The 16,575-nt window shown below is 56.8% G+C and carries 21 protein-coding genes; all 21 read left to right on the top strand.

The genetic code is table 11. The features are described 5' to 3' along the window. The first annotated feature begins 11 nt into the window (after nt 1-11). Nucleotides 12-320: a hypothetical protein gene (locus ACTIDN_RS00105; protein WP_441375546.1), complete on the top strand. Its 309-nt coding sequence runs from the start codon at nt 12-14 to the stop codon at nt 318-320. Next, nucleotides 320-964, top strand: coding sequence for a head-tail connector protein (locus ACTIDN_RS00100; protein WP_441375545.1), 645 nt, complete (start codon nt 320-322; stop codon nt 962-964). The genes ACTIDN_RS00105 and ACTIDN_RS00100 overlap by 1 nt, the downstream gene beginning before the upstream one ends. Beyond that, nucleotides 957-1,355: a phage head completion protein gene (locus ACTIDN_RS00095; protein ID WP_441375544.1), complete on the top strand. Its 399-nt coding sequence runs from the start codon at nt 957-959 to the stop codon at nt 1,353-1,355. The genes ACTIDN_RS00100 and ACTIDN_RS00095 overlap by 8 nt, the downstream gene beginning before the upstream one ends. Further along, nucleotides 1,345-1,884: an HK97 gp10 family phage protein gene (locus tag ACTIDN_RS00090; protein ID WP_441375543.1), complete on the top strand. Its 540-nt coding sequence runs from the start codon at nt 1,345-1,347 to the stop codon at nt 1,882-1,884. The genes ACTIDN_RS00095 and ACTIDN_RS00090 overlap by 11 nt, the downstream gene beginning before the upstream one ends. Then, complete coding sequence (locus tag ACTIDN_RS00085) at nt 1,881-2,480, top strand: phage tail terminator protein (protein WP_441375542.1); 600 nt, start codon at nt 1,881-1,883, stop codon at nt 2,478-2,480. Before ACTIDN_RS00090 ends, ACTIDN_RS00085 begins: the two co-directional genes overlap by 4 nt. Further along, nucleotides 2,443-2,673 carry a DUF2635 domain-containing protein gene (locus tag ACTIDN_RS00080; RefSeq protein ID WP_441375541.1) on the top strand — a complete coding sequence of 77 codons (231 nt, stop codon included), beginning with the start codon at nt 2,443-2,445 and terminating at the stop codon, nt 2,671-2,673. The genes ACTIDN_RS00085 and ACTIDN_RS00080 overlap by 38 nt, the downstream gene beginning before the upstream one ends. Continuing rightward, entirely contained in the window at nt 2,670-4,145 is a 1,476-nt protein-coding gene (locus tag ACTIDN_RS00075; RefSeq protein ID WP_441375540.1) for a phage tail sheath subtilisin-like domain-containing protein, read from the top strand. Before ACTIDN_RS00080 ends, ACTIDN_RS00075 begins: the two co-directional genes overlap by 4 nt. A gap of 10 nt (nt 4,146-4,155) precedes the next feature. Continuing rightward, nucleotides 4,156-4,521, top strand: coding sequence for a phage tail tube protein (locus ACTIDN_RS00070; RefSeq protein WP_441375539.1), 366 nt, complete (start codon nt 4,156-4,158; stop codon nt 4,519-4,521). Beyond that, nucleotides 4,518-4,844, top strand: a complete 327-nt coding sequence (locus ACTIDN_RS00065) for a phage tail assembly protein (protein WP_441375538.1) — start codon at nt 4,518-4,520, stop codon at nt 4,842-4,844. The genes ACTIDN_RS00070 and ACTIDN_RS00065 overlap by 4 nt, the downstream gene beginning before the upstream one ends. Before the next feature lie 117 nt (nt 4,845-4,961). Beyond that, on the top strand, nt 4,962-6,848 hold the full coding sequence (locus ACTIDN_RS00060) for a transglycosylase SLT domain-containing protein (protein ID WP_441375537.1): 1,887 nt from the start codon (nt 4,962-4,964) through the stop codon (nt 6,846-6,848). 8 nt (nt 6,849-6,856) lie between these two features. Beyond that, nucleotides 6,857-8,161 (top strand): DNA circularization protein, encoded by a 1,305-nt coding sequence (locus tag ACTIDN_RS00055; protein ID WP_441375536.1) that lies wholly within the window; start codon nt 6,857-6,859, stop codon nt 8,159-8,161. Next, nucleotides 8,158-9,303, top strand: coding sequence for a phage baseplate assembly protein (locus ACTIDN_RS00050; RefSeq protein ID WP_441375535.1), 1,146 nt, complete (start codon nt 8,158-8,160; stop codon nt 9,301-9,303). The genes ACTIDN_RS00055 and ACTIDN_RS00050 overlap by 4 nt, the downstream gene beginning before the upstream one ends. After that, on the top strand, nt 9,300-9,776 hold the full coding sequence (locus tag ACTIDN_RS00045) for a phage baseplate assembly protein domain-containing protein (RefSeq protein ID WP_441375534.1): 477 nt from the start codon (nt 9,300-9,302) through the stop codon (nt 9,774-9,776). The genes ACTIDN_RS00050 and ACTIDN_RS00045 overlap by 4 nt, the downstream gene beginning before the upstream one ends. 3 nt (nt 9,777-9,779) lie before the next feature. Beyond that, a complete protein-coding gene (locus ACTIDN_RS00040) occupies nt 9,780-10,256 on the top strand; it encodes a phage GP46 family protein (protein WP_441375533.1) in 477 nt (158 codons plus the stop codon). Further along, nucleotides 10,228-11,340: a baseplate J/gp47 family protein gene (locus ACTIDN_RS00035; protein ID WP_441375532.1), complete on the top strand. Its 1,113-nt coding sequence runs from the start codon at nt 10,228-10,230 to the stop codon at nt 11,338-11,340. The genes ACTIDN_RS00040 and ACTIDN_RS00035 overlap by 29 nt, the downstream gene beginning before the upstream one ends. Next, a complete protein-coding gene (locus ACTIDN_RS00030; RefSeq protein ID WP_441375531.1) occupies nt 11,337-11,990 on the top strand; it encodes a YmfQ family protein in 654 nt (217 codons plus the stop codon). Before ACTIDN_RS00035 ends, ACTIDN_RS00030 begins: the two co-directional genes overlap by 4 nt. Nucleotides 11,991-12,034: 44 nt before the next feature. Further along, nucleotides 12,035-13,192, top strand: coding sequence for a tail fiber domain-containing protein (locus tag ACTIDN_RS00025; protein ID WP_441375530.1), 1,158 nt, complete (start codon nt 12,035-12,037; stop codon nt 13,190-13,192). Further along, on the top strand, nt 13,189-13,902 hold the full coding sequence (locus ACTIDN_RS00020; RefSeq protein WP_441375529.1) for a hypothetical protein: 714 nt from the start codon (nt 13,189-13,191) through the stop codon (nt 13,900-13,902). The genes ACTIDN_RS00025 and ACTIDN_RS00020 overlap by 4 nt, the downstream gene beginning before the upstream one ends. After that, nucleotides 13,893-15,839, top strand: coding sequence for a glycoside hydrolase family 66 protein (locus ACTIDN_RS00015; RefSeq protein WP_441375528.1), 1,947 nt, complete (start codon nt 13,893-13,895; stop codon nt 15,837-15,839). The genes ACTIDN_RS00020 and ACTIDN_RS00015 overlap by 10 nt, the downstream gene beginning before the upstream one ends. Nucleotides 15,840-15,975: 136 nt before the next feature. After that, on the top strand, nt 15,976-16,227 hold the full coding sequence (locus ACTIDN_RS00010) for a hypothetical protein (RefSeq protein WP_441375527.1): 252 nt from the start codon (nt 15,976-15,978) through the stop codon (nt 16,225-16,227). Beyond that, nucleotides 16,224-16,575: hypothetical protein (locus ACTIDN_RS00005; protein WP_441375526.1), on the top strand; the 352-nt coding region annotated here is incomplete at its 3' end. The genes ACTIDN_RS00010 and ACTIDN_RS00005, both read left to right, overlap by 4 nt.

Here is a 16,575-nt window from a genome sequence, read left to right as displayed (position 1 = left end):
ATAACAGTTCCATGCAATTCAGAAGAGCAACCGCGCAATCTCCCGCCTCTCAGGTCCAGACGGAAGCTGTCCGCCTCACCCGCTGGTGGCGTGGGTATCAACGGGGGCAGGTCGCCCGCTTTCCTGTAGAAATCGCCACACAACTCAAGGCAAAAGGCTGGGCTCAGCCTTATCGCCCCAGTGCGGAAGAAGCGCGTGACGATGCGTTGCGCGTCCAGATTCAGGAAGATGGTCTTGAGCAGGACAGGATGATGCGCAGCGCTGCCATGGCCAGCCAGGCGATTGCGACTGCAACCCCACGGACAAGCGCTCGGCGCTAATGCCCACAACGCTCGTCCTGCGTATCAAAACGCCCCCGAAAAACCCGGCGCTTGATCTGGTGCTGGCCAAGCAACATCTGCGCATCGATCATGACGAAGATGACGCTTTGCTCGGCCTGTACATAAAAGCCGCGTCTTCGTGGGTGGAGAAATACACAGGGCGAGCCCTTATCAACACTGAATACACCATGGCCGTGGGGGATCAGCCCATTGCCAATGCGTGGCCTATGACCCCCTCGCCTCTGCTGGTCTTGCCACTGGCATATTCATGGCCCCCAATGCAGCCCCAGCCCATGCGTCTGCTACGTGCACCTTTCCTGAGATTTGGTGGCATTGATGTTATTGACCCGGACGGCACGCAGGAAACCCTCTCTCCGACAGAATACCGGGTCGATGCAGCCTCAGAGCCTGCCAATTTCCGTTTGACGGGCAGCTTTGGCCTGCTGCGCGGGCGGCATCTTCTGGTTACATTTACTGCTGGCTATGGTGAGGATAGCACCTCCATTCCGTTCGATATCCAACTGGCCTTGTGCATTCTGGTCGCCTATTTTTACGAAAACCGGGGCGATATGAGCATGGACGCCATGCCGGATGCAGCTGCCTCTCTCCTCTTTAATTATCGCATGGTGTGGTTCGGTGCCTGAAGATGAACGTGTCAGAGTAGGCCGCCTCCGCTGGCCTGTGCTGCTTGCCACCCGTGACCAGGAGCCGGAGCTTGCTGGCGTGGGCATTGTCGAGAGCTTCCCCTCGCTGATCAGTACGCGGGCAGACGTGCAGCCCGTTGGTGCCATGACCTATTGGGGCACCATGCAAACAGACAGCCCCGGCGTCACGCACCGCATTTTCATGCGCTGGCGGGACAGCCTGGACAACACGTCTGTTGTGTTTCGCACCAGCAAGCGTCCGGATGGCACCCTGCGGTGGGAGCGTTTCCGTGTGCGCCGCTGGAAAGAGCTCGGTGGCCGCAAACGGTTCGTCTGCCTGGAGTGTGAGCTGGAACAGTCAGATACTGGAGCAGCCCCCGATGGCAGATGATGCCAGCATAGACATTCGGATGCCGTCATACGTTCTTGAGTATGACCGCACAATTCTCCGCAAAAACCTCCAGATTGCAGGCCGGGAAGTGGCCGCAGCAGCACGGCGCAATATCCGTAACTCGGTTGGCAGCGGTCGTCTCTATTATGGGCCGGGCGGATCCATCGGGTATCGCGGCAATGCAAACCCTGGCCCCTATCGTGCCTCTGCTCCTGGGCAGGCTCCTGTCAGTGTTACAGGAACACTGGCCCGCTCCATAAAAGCCAAGCTGCACCGTGATAAAGTGACAGATATTGAAACCGTCAAGGATGCGGCCTTCTACGCCAAGTTTCTGGAAACTGGCGCTCAGGGTGGCTCTCCGGGCCAACGAAACCAGCGGTCACGTGGCAAGACCTACGTCTCTGGTGGGCGTGTGCTGAAGCCCAGAAAATTCCTTTCGGCAGCATTGGAAGAATGCGCCCCAGATATCCGCCGTCGTCTGGCAGATGCGGCAATTCAGGGCGTCGTTATGGAGCGTGTTAAAAAATGAACATAAGCGATGTCATCCGCCAGATCCGGGAAAACTCCACATTCCTGGCACAATCGACAAACGGAGAACGCTGCTGTGCTGGCGCGGCTGAACTCGCCCAGATTGTCGATAAAGCCTGGCTAAAACGGCCTGCGGCTTATGTGCTGCCTGTTGAGGATGATGCAGATCCGAACATTTCTCAGAACGGTCTTGACCAGTATGTCACGGAGACCATTTCCATCGTGCTTGACCTGCCCAACATTGCAGACCAGCGGGGTCAGGCCTCCTCCGCTCTTGTGGCTGACGCCCGCAAGGACCTCTTCCGCTGCCTGCTAAACTGGCGGCCTGAATGGTCAAATGGCAACCAAGGTTTTTCTTATGCTGGTGGCAATTTGGTGCAGATGGATCGTGAGCGGGTACACTGGCAGTTCCGCTTCTCCTTGAAAATTTTCATTACAGACGAAGATGGCTGGCAGCCCCCGGCGGAACAGATCACAGAAATAAGCGGAACTCTGACAGATCCGCAGACCGGCGCAGAAACACCGCTGGGGTTTGTGATCTCCGCCCAGGAGCAAGCGCATGAAAATCTACCCGGTAGAGGGCCGAATAGCTCGTGACCCCCTAACGTTTGAGCCCGTACCCTCAGCGGGCAGAACTGTTTCCGACTATGACCCGTTCTGGCTCCGCCGCTTATCAGATGGAGACGTGACAAAAACGCCTCCTGAAGCGCCCGCCCCCGCCAGCCCTTCATCTGATGATGCTGCCCCAGCGCAAGCTGCGCAGCCAGCAGCGCCTGGCGGTGCGGCATGAGCGGCACGATTACTTTCCCTAATTACCCCGCCTCTAACCGCGTACCCGGCATTTTTGCAGACCTAGACCCCACCCTCGCCAGCACTGCTACAGCCAATTTGCGTGCGTTGCTCGTGTGCCAGCGTTTAAAAAGTGGCACTGCACCGGCTGGCCAGGCTGTTATCGTACCCAGCGTTTCTGCGGCTCGCACACTGTTTGGCGCAGGCTCTCAGGCGGCTATTGCGGTTAAGCATTACCGTAATATCGATACGTTCGGTGAGTTGTGGGTCCTCCCGCTGGATAATGACGCCGAGGCTATTGCTGCAAAAGGCTCCATTGGTATCGCGGGCACACCAACCAGCTCTGGCTCCATCGTTTTCCAGATCGACGGTGAGCTTGTCACAGTCAGCTATAGCCCGTCTGATGCCCCGGCAGACATTCTGGCTCGTATCCCCACGGCTATGGCTACCGTGGCGGATATCCCGGTCTCTGCGGGTTCTGTTGCATCTGGGGCGTTGCCGCTGACAGCGCTAAACGCTGGCGAATGTGGCAATGACATTCTGCTCGCTGTGTCTGATGCATCGTCAGACTACGCGGCTGATGGCCTCACAATCACTCTCACCCAGTTCACTGGCGGCACCATTAATCCGTTCGCGGCTCTCCCCGCTGCGCTGGCCAGCCTTGGCACCCGCACCTTCGACTTCGTGGGCTGCCCCTATCTCGACGCTTCCAGCCTCCCGGTGCTCGCCACGTTTTGGAATGACACGGTAGGCCGCTGGTCATGGGGGCAAGAGCTCTTTGGCCATGTGTTCAGCGCCCGGCGTGGTACGCTTGGTCAGAATGCGGCCTTCGGGGCTCAGGTCAATAATGAGCATCTTACAGTTATGCCCATATTTGACAGCCCGCACAGCCCGGTGCGCTGGCTGGCTGAAATTACCGCCGGCGTTGCGGTTAAATGCCGCATAGACCCCGGCCTGCCCATCACGCAGATGGCCCTCACAGTTAGCCCGCCCAGCATGGCTAACCGGCTGAGCCTGTCGGAGCAAAATACCCTGCTCTACGACGGGCTTTCAACTTTCAGCGTGGCGGATGATGGAACAGTCGCAATCCTGCGGCTTATCACAACATACCAGACCAATGCCTCCGGCTTTGCAGATGATTCCTATCTCGATGCTGAGACCATGAATCAGCTGGCTTACGCCATCCGGGATCTACGCGCATTCCAGTCGCGCTACCTCACCAAAAAGCTGGTTTCAGACAATACCGCCATTCCGGCAGGCTCCAGCGCTATCAACGCGGCGGTAGTCAAGCAGGCCCTCATAAGCCGGTACCGCCAGCTGGAAGCTTCCGGATACGTCCAGAACAGCGCCAATTTTGCCGCTGGCATTGTGGTCAAAAACGTAGGCGGTGGACGCTTGCAGGAATCCCTGCCCATCGATGTCGCAAACCAGGTGCGCAACATCGCAATGCTTATTCAATTCCGCAAAAGCTAAGGAATAAACAATGTCTATGCGCCTCGCTGGCGTTGCATCCGGTTTCATCAATGGTGTGCCGTATGACATCATTGAAACCCGCTACAGCCCCTCAAAAGTCGTTCGGGAAACCCTTAAGGGGCAGAACGGCATCCATGGTTTTTCTGAAATGCCCCAGCAGGGCCGCATCGTCATGTCCATCCGCGATGCCGGCGGCATGACCGTGGCCGATTTCAGTGACATGTCAGACGTAGAAGTCCAGCTGGCGCTCGCTAACGGAAAATCCGTTGGTGGTGCCGGCATGTGGTGCACGGAAGCTGTGGAGGTCAACACAGTAGAAGCAACCATGGAAGTCACGTTTGAGGGCATCTCTGTTACGGAAACTCTTGCATCATGAGCCAAGATAATGCCGGGGCAGCAGACCTACCCCCGACACTCACCATAGATCTGGACCCACCCATCGAAGTACATGGGGGTGCCACTTATTCGGAGCTGTCCCTGTGTGAGCCTGCTAGCGGGCAGGTTCTGAATGCTGAAAAGCACCTGAAGGGAAATTTCGGGGCAGCAGAACTGCGGATGTATGCGCTCACGCTGGTATCTCAGAACAGCGGTGTGCCCATGAATGTTCTGCGGGACTACTGCCCCATCAGCAAGCTGAATGAAGCAGCCAACTATCTCCAGCGTTTTATCGAAGCTGGCCAGAGCACTGGCGGCATCTAGCCGTCGGGCTGGCAGATCGTCTGCACTGGTCAGCACAAGACACCATGGCCCTCACAGGCTCAGAAATCCTGTGGTGGGCCGAGAAACTTTCACAATTAGATAAAAGCAGAGAGACAGATGGCTAGTGGCTTTGCAATAACCATCACAGCCGTCGATAAGGCTAGCAAGGTGATGGAAAACATCACCAAGCGCATTAACACCATGAACGCCCCAATCCGGCGCTTCAAGGCGTCTTTCGGTAAGTTTATGGATGCCGCCGGCATAACCCGTGCGGCTGGCGCCATGCGTGGGCTTGCCCGCTCCGGGCTGTCTGCTGCCTCTTCTTTGCTCAGAATTGTTGAGCCAATGGGCATTCTCACCAGTGCTGCAAGCCTTGCTGGCCTCTACCAGCTCACAACAAGCTGGGCACGTTTCGGAACACAATTAGGGTTGGACGCCCGCCGCATTGGCATCATGCCGGATAAATTGCAGGCCCTTCAGGGCGCTGCTGAACTGGCAGGCTCTTCCGCAGGCTCTCTTTCCTCCGGCCTGCGCGGCCTGCACGACAATATGGTCAACGCTATTGGCGGCCGTAATAACGAGGCCCTGCTCTATTTCCGGCAGCTCGGTATCAATATCGGCACCATGCGGCAGGGCGCTCGCAGCGTAACGGAAGTGCTCCCGCAGCTTGCAGATAAAATTGCCGCTCTCAAAGACCCCACACTTCAAGCGCGTGTTGCAACAGCAACCCTCGGTGCTGCCGGTGAAGACTTGCTGCCGTTCCTGCGCATGGGCGCGAAAGGTATTCAGCAATATCAGGCTGAAATGCAGCGCTATGGGCTGACTAACCGCGCTGGGGTCGATGCGGCTAATAACTTACGCATGGCGCAAACCCGGCTGGACTGGGCAACGCGCGGTCTGGCCTATTCCATAGCAGAGCAGGCAGCGCCCGGCCTTCAAGCCCTCTTTGGCTGGTTCACAAACATCATCTCCAAAAATCGGGAGCTCATTGCCGCCCGTGTGGGTGCCGCAATTCAGGCCTTCGCGGGCTGGATCATGACCGTAGACTGGCAGGGGGTGGGTGATGAAATCAATACCATCTTCCAGAATGTCCAGAGCACGGCAAAGGAAATGGGCGGCTGGAAGGAGGTCGCAAAAGATGTCGGCAATGTCGTCATGGAGGTGCTCGTGGCGCGCCTGCTACTCGGCTTCGGTGCCACACTGCTCAAGGTTATTCAGATCACCAAGGCCCTCAGAGAAATGGCTATTGTCGCTGCTGTAGCTGGCGGTGGCGGCAAGGGCGGCTTTCTTTCGGGCATCCTGAAGCTTCTTGGGCGCACCGGCCTTCGTATCGCGGGTGCTGGTGGTGTTCTGGGCGGCATTTATTTGGGTATGACTGCTGGTAAAACTCCGTTGGGCAAAAACGACACCATAATGCGCGGGCAAGCGCTGCCTGATGAAATCGCAAAGGAAGGCCGGGCGGCGGCCGCGCGCTATGGGTTGGATCCCAACCGTTTCCTCTCCCTGCTGCGCACGGAAGGTGGCGGTAAAGAAAACGTCTCCTCTGCCGGGGCCTTTGGTCCTGGTCAGCTTATGCCCGATACAGCGCGGGATCTGGGTGTGGCGACCTCTGTCGATGACCCTAACTACACCTGGCAGAGTAATATTGATGGAGCCGCCCGTTATCTTCGGCAGATGGTAGATAAGTCTCAGGGAAACTACAGCGTAGCTGAAGCCCGTTACAATGCAGGCCCCAACAGCAAGGGTGTGGCCAAGTTTGAGCAAACGGGGGACTTCTCCGCCCTACCTGCTGAAACGCAAGACTATGTGCGGTCAATTGACACTGAAACAGCTGTGGCCGCCCGCCAGCAGCGGCGCGCCGCAGACTCCGGCGTACCCTCAAAAATGACCATTCAGCTTGAGGTGCACGACAAGAATGGCGGCAACACCTCTGTGCGCGTGCGTGATGTCAAAACGCAAGGCGGTGTTTCCCCGCGTGTTGTAGCCCCCATGCCCAACCAATAAGGCAGTTTATGTCCTTAATTGAGCTTTATATCCCCGCTATCTGGCGGGGTGTGCCGTTTCTGGTACGGGACAGCGGCCTGACCGTGGGCCGCCGTAATGCCGTTCACACGTACCCCTATAAAGATGACCCATGGCCCGAAGACATGGGGCGTGCGCCCCGCGTCATGACGTTTTCTGGCCGCTTGGTGGGGGATGACGTTTATTTGCAACGGGCAGCACTCGCCGCCGCGTGTGAGCTGGAGGGACCGGGCCTGCTCATCCATCCGACACTTGGCCCCGTGCAGTGCAGTCTTGTAGAGCCGGTCATGTTCAGAGACCGGGGTGACGCCCAGCGGGAAGTACAGTTTGAGCTTGTGCTCATGCAGGCGGGACCCCGGTTATTCCCTAATCTGCTGCTCAACACACAAAACGCTATTTTGGTAGCCGCTGCGGCCGCCGTTCTTGCTCTTGCCCGAATTCTCACATCTGAGCTTTCAGGGGTAAGCAGTGCGTCTCCCGTGCTTGGGGTGGGGGCTCATAACGTTGCCAGCGCGTGGGGCGCGTCCGCCGCCGCCGTCTCGCGTGACCCCGGCGCAATCGCCAGCGAGGCTTCGGGCCTGCCGGGGCAATCTGGCCGATATGACCGCGGCATGCTGGCTGTATCCGCCCCTGCTTCTGCCACCATAGAAAGCCAGCGTGCAGCTGTTATCGCATCACGCACGGCGCTCGATAGCGCTGTTGCCGCCCTTGTTGCAGCCTCCCCCACAGTTGTTGCACAGCCAGATGCGTTTGTTTCAGCGTCCCGCTCTGTCATAGAGGCCATTGCATCGGCCACCATAAGCCCAGCAGACCGTATCCGGCTCTTCTCGGGGCTGGCGGCGTACCAGCCGTATAGTGCGGCTACCACCGCCCCTATAGGAGCAGACCTCGCAACAGTACGGAGTGCCGTTGGCGCAGCACTGCGCAGGCAAGCGCTCATTGGTTTGGCTGAAGCAATAGAGGCTGCCAGCCCGGACACTACGCAACAGGCGCAGCAAATTCTCACAACCTTCGTGCAGCTGATCGATGCTGAAATTATCGTGGCGGCAGACAACGCAGAAAGCGGGGCGTATGACATGCTGCGCGCACTCCGCACGGCCGTTGTGGCAGACCTCAGCGCACGCGGTGCACAGCTGGCCAACCTGATTTCTTATTCCTTTTCATCCCGCCTGCCGGCTGTGGCGCTGGCATATCGCCTCTATCAAGACGTGTCCCGCACGCGGGATCTTGTCGCACGCGCAAACACCCCTCACCCGCTCTTTATGCCCCTACAATTTCAGGCGTTAGATCAATGAGCATGCTCTCCACTCTGGTTGGCGGTAGCCTGCCCGATATCAATACAGACATCAGTCTGACAACCGGCAACGTGAAGTGGGCTGGCTGGCAAGATATCCGCATCTCGCGCGGGTGTGAGCGTATGCCAGCCGATTTCGATATTTCGGTAACCGAGAAATATCTCGACCCCGGCAAAATCGATATCCAGCCCGGTATGGCCTGCACTCTGTCAATCGGTGACGTGCCCGTTATCAACGGCTATGTTGACGTGTACGCCGCCAGTCTGGGGGCAGATGAGCACAGCGTCCGTATCGCCGGCCGCTCGCGCTGTTCAGACATAGTCGATTGCCACGCCGTCGTGCCGAACGGCCAGCTCGGCAACTGCGATATTGTTAGGCTCGCAACAGAACTGTGCAAGCCATTTGGCGTCAAAGTCATCACGCAAAACGTCACTCTGCCCCCAGACCCCAAGGACCGCATTATTCAGTTCTTCAACGTCAATTTGGGTGAGACACCTTATAATCTCATTGAGACCTGTGCTCGCTATATGGCGCTTCTTGTTTATGACAATGCAGACGGCAACCTTGTCTTGGCGTCTGTCGGCACATCGGCACACGCAAGCGGCTTTGCTGAAGGGGTTAATGTCATGGAGGCCAACGTGTCGTTCCGCATGGACGAACGGTACAGCGAATATTCCCCCCATATGTTCAGCGTCCAGACGCTTAATGATTTTCCAGACCCAAACAAAGGCAACGACTTCCCCTCGGTTTACGACAAGGGTGTGCCCCGGTATCGGCCATTTTTCGTAATCACTGAGCAGTCAGACTATAGCGGCCCCCTGGCAGAGCGCCGTGCGCTTTGGGAAATGCAACGCCGCCGTGGGCGCTCTCAAATGGTTCGTGTCGTCTGCGATTCCTGGCACGATAGCGCTGGTCAGTTATGGGCTGCTAACACCCTGGCTCCCCTTCACCTCCCATCGCTCAAGCTACCCAACAAAAAGTGGCTCATAACAGGGGTAACTTTTTACAAGGATGACCGCATGGGAACGCGGGCGGAGCTGGATCTCATGCCGCCAGAGTCTATGACGGTCGAGCCCGCCCCCATGCTTCCATACGACCAGCAGGTGCATGACAATCTCGCTAACGGGACTGAATGGGTATGATCGGCCGCGTATATAAATGGCTTTTTGGCCTGGGCCGCTCAACTCTACCAGTGCGGGATGACGGTCCAGTTCAAACTGTGCAAGTGCGTTTAAGCAGCCGTGAGTTGCTTGATGCACGGGAAGTTCTCATTGCTTACGGCCTCATCAGCGCTCCGCCACCCGGCGCAGATATGTTGCTTGTCTGCGGATCGGGTGATCGGTCTGACAGTATTGTTGTTGCGCATAATCACAAGAAATACCGCTACCGTGGCGCACAGTCTGGGGAGGCAGGGCTGCACAACGGCGTTGCGGGCAGCACTATCCTGCTCCAGGCAAACGGAGATGTGCTCATTACTCCCGGCTCGGGCAAAGTTGTCGTGCAGGGCACCGTTACAGCAAAAGACTTCATTACAGAGACAGGCGTCAAATTATCAGACCACACGCATGGTGGCGTGAAAGCCGGGTCAGACACAACATCTGGCCCGCAGGGGTAAGCGATGACCGATATCCGCTTGGTTTACGACAACACCAAAATGCACTGCGACTGGGTCATAACAGACGGTGACCTTGATACCGATGCAGACATAGAAACAGCCGTCCTGCTCTCCCTTTTTACGAATGCGCGTGCACCAGATGGCACCAAGCCCCCCAATGGGTCAACAGACCTTGGCGGCTGCTGGATAGACGGTATGGAGGGGTATTCCATGGGCTCCCTACTCTGGACGATTGAGGGTGCAAAGAAGGTGGGCAATAGCCTGCTAACGCATGCCCGCACAATTTGTGAGCAGGCGCTTCAATGGCTGATAGATGACGGCGTTGTGGGCAGCATTACCGTGCAGACAACGTGGCTGAACGCCGGAGCCTTGAATATTGGCATTCGGCTGATTAAGCCCGATGGGGCAGATATATCTTTCCGGTATGCGTGGGCATGGAAGGATCCTGCGCGTGCCATACCCTCGAAAAACCCTTTCTAGCTTACAGGCTTCGGTCTGGAACGATATTGTGTCAAGCAATGTCGTTCGGGGGCTTTCCCTGCTCTCTCGCTCTGTTCTGCGCCCCCTGTCCTGGGCATTCGCAAATCTGGCATGGAGCAATGACGATTATATCGCCTGGTGCTTCCGGCAATCTGTGCCATGGACTGCTGAAGCTGAAAACCTGGACGCATGGGCAGCGCTGCGGGGTATCTATAAGAAAGACGCCATGGCAGCGTCTGGTCTCGTTCTTTTTACGGGGTGTGCGCCCGGCACAGAGCTTGCAGCCGGCACCGCTATCATGCGGGCGGATGGCGTTTCTTACACAACGTCTGATCTCGCCATAGCGGGGGGGGGTGGTCCGCTTTTCGCCCCTGTCGTGTGCGATACAAACGGGGCAAGCGGCAACTGTGACGGCGGAATTGCTTTTGTGCTGCTTACCGCTGTCGATGGTATGCCAAGCTCTGGCGTATCTTCCGGCCCGATTACCGGCGGTGCGGATATCGAGCAGGAGGCAGACTTCCGCACCAGAATGCTCAAGGCCTACGCCTCGCGTGATGGGGGCGGTCGACAGGATGATTATGTTGAATGGGCTACTGCCGTTGCCGGGGTTACGCGCGCCTGGTGTAACCCGAACGGTGCCGGAATTGGCTCAGTTGTGCTTTACTTTATGCTTGACGATGCTCAGGCGGCTCATGCCGGGTTTCCTCAGGGAGGAAACGGCGTGGCTTCTGCTGATCCGCGTTACGTCACAGCGACAGGCGACCAGTTGACCGTCGCCAATGCTATTCGGGTTAGTCAGCCTGTCACAGCTCTTGTTGTCGTCTGCGCTCCATTGCCGTTCCCAATTGATGTGATTCTTTCCGATCTTGCTCCGAGCACGTCAGGTCAGCTCTCTGCAATGCAGTCCGCTCTTGGAGATCTGTACGTGCGCAACGGCAGCCCATTGGGGTCGGTCATATCTCAAAGTGCAATCGAGGAGGCACTCCTTTCAACCGGTGCTTCTTTTACGCTTATTTCCCCATCCGGCCCCATCTCCGTCCCTCTGGGTTATTTGCCTGTTACGGGGGCGATGGGTGGAAAATGAGCGTTCAGGTCTGGTCTTCAAGGCAAATTCTAGAACAGTTTAAAAAAACACTTCCTTACGGTCGGGCGTGGCCGCGTGACGCTGGCACTGTCATGGATGGTATTCTGGCAGCTTTTATGCCGACGGCCGAGCGCCTGATTGATGACGCCAGCACTCTTGTGGCCAATTCCTTCCCAGCAACAGCTTCGTATTCACTGGAGGACTGGGAATCAACTCTCGGGTTGCCGGATCCATGTGCGGGTGAAAGTCCGACACTATCGCAGCGCCGTGCACAAGTTATGGCGCGGCTGACCGATAGCGGCGGATGCTCTGTAAATTACTTTATAGAGTTTGCCAAAAGCCTTGGTTTTGAAATCACAATTACTCAGTTTGCTCCCGCCAGATTTGGGCAGGCAAAGTTTGGGACGCCGTATTATGGGCGCGACTGGGCATTTGTCTGGCAAGTCAATTGCTCCTCCATCCCTGTCACGTCGGCGCAGTACGGCGGTGCTCGGTTTGGGGACCCGTACAGAACATGGGGAGGGCAAGTGCTGATTTGCGAAATCAATAGTCGCTGTCCCGAACACACAAAGGTTTTGTTCAACTGGGAAGGCGACGGGAACACATCGTTTCTGGGTTCTTTCATTCTGGACGCAAATACACTGGTTTAGGAATAACAATGCATCGGTTATCGAACGGAACACAGGTCCCAAACTTGCCTTCCCCTGCTCCGGAGATCGGCGAGCCCGGCTATGCGACCTCTGGTATCGTTGGTCAGACCTCACCTAGCACCATTGATCCTGATACGTTTAATACGCATCAGGAAGAGCTCTGTACGATTGTTGAAACTGCGAAACTTGACCTAGACAAGAAAAATAACGGTCAGGTCCTCGCTGCGCTGAAAATACTTTTTGCCTCGTCAACAGCTTTGACAGACGAAGTCTCACGAGCGCAGAAGGCCGAGGCAGCTCTGCAAGCCAGTCTTGGCCATTATTTGTCAACAGATACGGGCGGGACAGTTAACGGAGACCTGGCTCTAGGCAACGGAAAGTGGTTGCACGTTGACGGGATCATGGTGTCATCTGCTGACGCCATTACATTCAACTCTCCGGCTCGTTTTGCCGGTGATATGACACTGACCAATGACAAATGGCTGCACGTTGATACAATTACGGATGGCGGGTCTGGCAAAACATCCTTTGCTGCCCCAGTAGAGTTCGACAGCGTCGCTCAGGCAGACGGTGGTATCCTCACAAATGTCCTGAGTGGTATTTCTGGCTCAGCTATCACCGTAAAAAATCACCTGACTTGTTCTGCCTCCCTGTCTGTTACCAATGACGGCACCCAGTTTGCAGGCAATCAGGGTGACGCCAGCAACCCAATTGGCGGCAAAAAGGACGGCGCGTATTTTGATGGCCACTCCCTGTTTGTATACGGTAGTCAAACGCCGGTGTATATCGGGACGGGGTCGTCAACCAATCTGATTAATTTTTATAACGGGGCCAGTTTTATTGGCAGCATCGCAAACAGCGGATCGTCTGTAGCGTACAATACAACCTCTGATTATCGGGCCAAAACTGATATTGCGGCGCTGGATACAGAGGATGCGATGGCCCGCATCTGCGCTCTGCGCCCCGTCTCCCACGCATGGAAAAATACGCCGGATCTGCCCCGCACGCACGGTTTCATTGCCCATGAATTACAGGCAGAGGCCCCCTATGCCGTAACAGGAAGCAAAGATGCAGTGGACGAAGACGGAAAGCCCGTACTTCAGGCCGTCGATCTTACCCGGCTGGTGCCGGATCTGGTTGCTGCGTTGCAGGGGGCTCTGCGCCGGATTGGTGCCCTCGAAGCCATGGTGCCGCATCCATGAACCTAGCCATAAAATCGCTATGCGCTGCGCTGGTGTTATTGGTCTGCGGGGGCGTTGCGCATGCGCAGTCTCAGTCCGTTCGGTTTGCCCGTGGTGCCGTGCTGACAGCAGATCAGCTCAGAGCGTTGCAGGCGGCCAAACTGGACGCCGTCAACGGGACTGCAACAGGCTTAACGGTCACGCAAAGGCTTCAGACCCCAGCCGGTTCGTTCAATACGCCGCAGTCAGGGTCCAATCTGGGGATAGGGGCGCAGACTTATCTTGCCCCTAATCAGGTGGTGCCAGGTTCCGTAACCGTCCAGGGCAACGCCCCAATCATCCACCTGCTCTCGTTCCTGCATCCATACCCGCTCGATATCTGGATGAGTCCCGATGGCGCGGGCAATATGAGCGTTAATGACCCTGTGGGCGGCACATTTAATCTGTTCACCCATACATTTAATATTGGCGGCACTGATCAGGGTGCCATCATCAATCTGTATGGTGGCGGTACCGGTGGGGCGATGCAGATATTTCAGACGGCTGCTGGTGAGGGGTGGCTCATAACACCGGGCTATACACTCAATATCAGTGCCGGCGCTGGTGTGGTACGTATCCTGAGCGCCATCAGAAATAGCGCCATGCCAACCGCGCCGCCATCATCCGGCGCGCATTTTGTGTGCGTGGACGATGCCGGTGATCTCTATAGGAGTGATAGCGCATGCAAATAATCCGTGCGGCACTCATCGCCCTGTCTGTTTGTCTGCCTGCGGTTGCTCAGGCAGCGCCAAACCTGACTGGTCCGCTGATCCGGTCGATCAATACTGATCGCGCCACGTATAACGTGAATGAGACGGCTCTGGTGGATGTCACGCTGACCAACGCAACCAGTACGCCATTTACCGGGTCTGTGACCGCGACTGTCTCCGGACGCGGCGTAACAGTTGGTGAGCCGGTCACCGCGTCTGTTGCATCTCTGGCCGTTGGCGCATCGACAGATGTCGTGCTGCGTATTCCTGTCAGTCAGTCTGTACGCTGGCAGGGGTATTTCGTGAATATCACGGCACAAAACAGCGGGGGTGCTCAGATTGACCAGCAGACAACCGCGATTGATGAAAGCCCCGACTGGTGGACGTATCCGCGCATGTGCTGGGTTGTGGGGGCGTATACGGACTGGGGTGGCTGGACGCCAACGCTGTTTTCTAATCCGGCTGCGGACGTAAAGGGTCTGAACGCTTATAAATGCAACAATTTACAGATCTATAACGTCCTGTATCGCTGGCACCAACCGTTGTCAGGCGCAGAAAATTACATAAACGGTGATGGCCAGAACATCAGCGTTTCACTGATCAGGCAGTATATTGCTGCGGCAAAATCACAACGCATGGGCACACTGATGTACATGCCGATTTACTCCGCCAACCGTGGGCTGGCCCCAGATTTTACACGGGATGGCTCCGGCGTGTCCCTGAAATGGGCTGCGTTTACCAGCGCCTGCGGCTCCGGCTGCACCGTGGCCGATGCGTGGAACGGCGGTTTTCCAGCAATAGCCATCATGAACCCCAACAATACAGACTGGCAGGCCTATTGGGCGCAGCAGGTGGCCAACTGGCAGCAGGCGCTGGGTTTTGATGGCCTGTTTGGGGACACATACGGCATGATCAATAGGGCGCTGTGGGATTGGTATGGCAACCGGATCATTATGGATAAGGCCTACTCGTCGTTCATTACTAACGTCACGAACCGAACCAATATGCCGATGGTCCTGAATCCGGCAGGTTCATACAATGAGCAGGATCTCGTTCAGTCAGGGCGAGAGGCTTTTCATCTTGTGGAGCGTTGGAATAACCCGTCCGACATCGGCCACTTTGGCGGCTTCCTGACCAAGGCGCGGCAGGTCTGGGGGTGGGCGAACAGAACTCCGAACAATATTGGTCTCGACTGGGATATGGGCTTGAACAAGACGCTCGGTGCGTCAAAGTCATGCACCATCAATGGTGGCACTACAGCGTGCACTTTCAACACGCCCGGTGTCCTGTATCAGGAAGCGGCAATGCTTGCGACTGGCGCGCATCACGCTTGGATTGTGGATGGGCAACAGAACCCCGGTGATGGGGCGCGCTTCATCAGTAATGATGATTTCCCTGTCGGAAACCAGCTCAGTCCAAACCCCGACATGGTGCAGGGTGAGTATGACTACCAGACTTTTGGCGTGGCCTATGAGAAACTGCTGCGGCTGAACATCAGCGCCTCGGCCGCAGCAGTTCCATCCATCACGTCAGGTGCTACGGGCAGCACGACTGCGGCAGCCGGCAAGGTCTGGCTCTTCCAGAACCATCGGAGTGGTTTCGATATCCTGCATCTGCTCAATTACCAGCAGATGAGCGCGGCCTCGTTTTCAGACGTGAATGACAACGCGGCCAATGCAGCCGCACCGACAGCCACCGGCGCGCTTCAGGTCAAGATGTACTACACGTCAGGCGGAACGCTTGGTGACCTCTACACAGCCAGCCCGGACGTGAACCATGGGGCTCCGGTGAAGCTGACTTATGCAACGGGCTCTGATGCATCCGGCGGCTTCATCACATTCACACTCCCATCCCTGAAATACTGGGACATGGTCTGGCTTGAGAATGGTGTTGCAGGGAGCGATTATGGAACGCCGTAGGCTTTAAAACCTTCAGGCCGCCTCTGTCTGTGTGTACATGCGGCCTCTATCTGATGTCTCCTCTGCATGAGCAATTCATGCGGGGCAGATCTCCACCAATGACAAAAGCACCTTTCTTCTCATGGCGGGCAGGTTAATGACCGAGTCCTCTCCGGAATATATGACCCGCAGCGAGGGTATGGAAATCCGCCGTGCACAGCAGATCACAAACGAGCGGTTGGCCATTGTTGAACATGAGCAGCAGGGGCAGAAAACGACACTTGCGGAAATTCTTGCGGAAGTAAGAAAGGGTCAGTCTCTTCGGTCAATGTTTATTGCGGGCGGCTCTGCAATGGGCGGCAGTGTCGTGGCCGGTCTGGCATATTTCCTGCACTGGCTCAGCCAATGAGCAGCGGCATGGACCTGAACGATGTCTTGCGCGAATGGATTGAGCCCGCACTTGCATTTCTGCCCGCGTCTCTCAACACGCCAGCCCGCGCCCAGCTTGTTTTGGGCATCGGCAACAAAGAGACCCAGTACCGCTTTTTGCGGCAGATTGGCGGTGGCCCTGCACGAGGTCCGTGGCAGATGGAGCCGAATACCCACGATGATATGTGGCGCAACTTCATCCGCTACCGGCCGGAATTACAAAGTGCTGCGCTCCGGCTTCTTGCTGGTGCCACGCCAGACGCACGACTGCTAACCACGCGGATGGATTACGCCGCCTTGATGGCCGCGCTCCATGTCTACCGCTCAC

It is taken from the genome of Acetobacter sp. (assembly GCF_052102375.1).
Classification (GTDB): Bacteria; Pseudomonadota; Alphaproteobacteria; order Acetobacterales; family Acetobacteraceae; genus Acetobacter.
This window is presented reverse-complemented; position numbering and strand designations above follow the sequence as displayed.

Excerpts from the sequence above, each read along its gene's own strand:
- ACTIDN_RS00105 (WP_441375546.1), top strand. The coding sequence starts at position 12 with ATGCAATTCAGAAGAGCAACCGCGCAATCTCCCGCCTCTCAGGTCCAG.
- ACTIDN_RS00100 (WP_441375545.1), top strand. The coding sequence starts at position 320 with ATGCCCACAACGCTCGTCCTGCGTATCAAAACGCCCCCGAAAAACCCG.
- ACTIDN_RS00090 (WP_441375543.1), top strand. The coding sequence starts at position 1,345 with ATGGCAGATGATGCCAGCATAGACATTCGGATGCCGTCATACGTTCTT.
- ACTIDN_RS00085 (WP_441375542.1), top strand. The coding sequence starts at position 1,881 with ATGAACATAAGCGATGTCATCCGCCAGATCCGGGAAAACTCCACATTC.
- ACTIDN_RS00080 (WP_441375541.1), top strand. The coding sequence starts at position 2,443 with ATGAAAATCTACCCGGTAGAGGGCCGAATAGCTCGTGACCCCCTAACG.
- ACTIDN_RS00075 (WP_441375540.1), top strand. The coding sequence starts at position 2,670 with ATGAGCGGCACGATTACTTTCCCTAATTACCCCGCCTCTAACCGCGTA.
- ACTIDN_RS00070 (WP_441375539.1), top strand. The coding sequence starts at position 4,156 with ATGTCTATGCGCCTCGCTGGCGTTGCATCCGGTTTCATCAATGGTGTG.
- ACTIDN_RS00065 (WP_441375538.1), top strand. The coding sequence starts at position 4,518 with ATGAGCCAAGATAATGCCGGGGCAGCAGACCTACCCCCGACACTCACC.
- ACTIDN_RS00060 (WP_441375537.1), top strand. The coding sequence starts at position 4,962 with ATGGCTAGTGGCTTTGCAATAACCATCACAGCCGTCGATAAGGCTAGC.
- ACTIDN_RS00055 (WP_441375536.1), top strand. The coding sequence starts at position 6,857 with ATGTCCTTAATTGAGCTTTATATCCCCGCTATCTGGCGGGGTGTGCCG.
- ACTIDN_RS00050 (WP_441375535.1), top strand. The coding sequence starts at position 8,158 with ATGAGCATGCTCTCCACTCTGGTTGGCGGTAGCCTGCCCGATATCAAT.
- ACTIDN_RS00045 (WP_441375534.1), top strand. The coding sequence starts at position 9,300 with ATGATCGGCCGCGTATATAAATGGCTTTTTGGCCTGGGCCGCTCAACT.
- ACTIDN_RS00040 (WP_441375533.1), top strand. The coding sequence starts at position 9,780 with ATGACCGATATCCGCTTGGTTTACGACAACACCAAAATGCACTGCGAC.
- ACTIDN_RS00030 (WP_441375531.1), top strand. The coding sequence starts at position 11,337 with ATGAGCGTTCAGGTCTGGTCTTCAAGGCAAATTCTAGAACAGTTTAAA.
- ACTIDN_RS00020 (WP_441375529.1), top strand. The coding sequence starts at position 13,189 with ATGAACCTAGCCATAAAATCGCTATGCGCTGCGCTGGTGTTATTGGTC.
- ACTIDN_RS00015 (WP_441375528.1), top strand. The coding sequence starts at position 13,893 with ATGCAAATAATCCGTGCGGCACTCATCGCCCTGTCTGTTTGTCTGCCT.
- ACTIDN_RS00010 (WP_441375527.1), top strand. The coding sequence starts at position 15,976 with ATGACCGAGTCCTCTCCGGAATATATGACCCGCAGCGAGGGTATGGAA.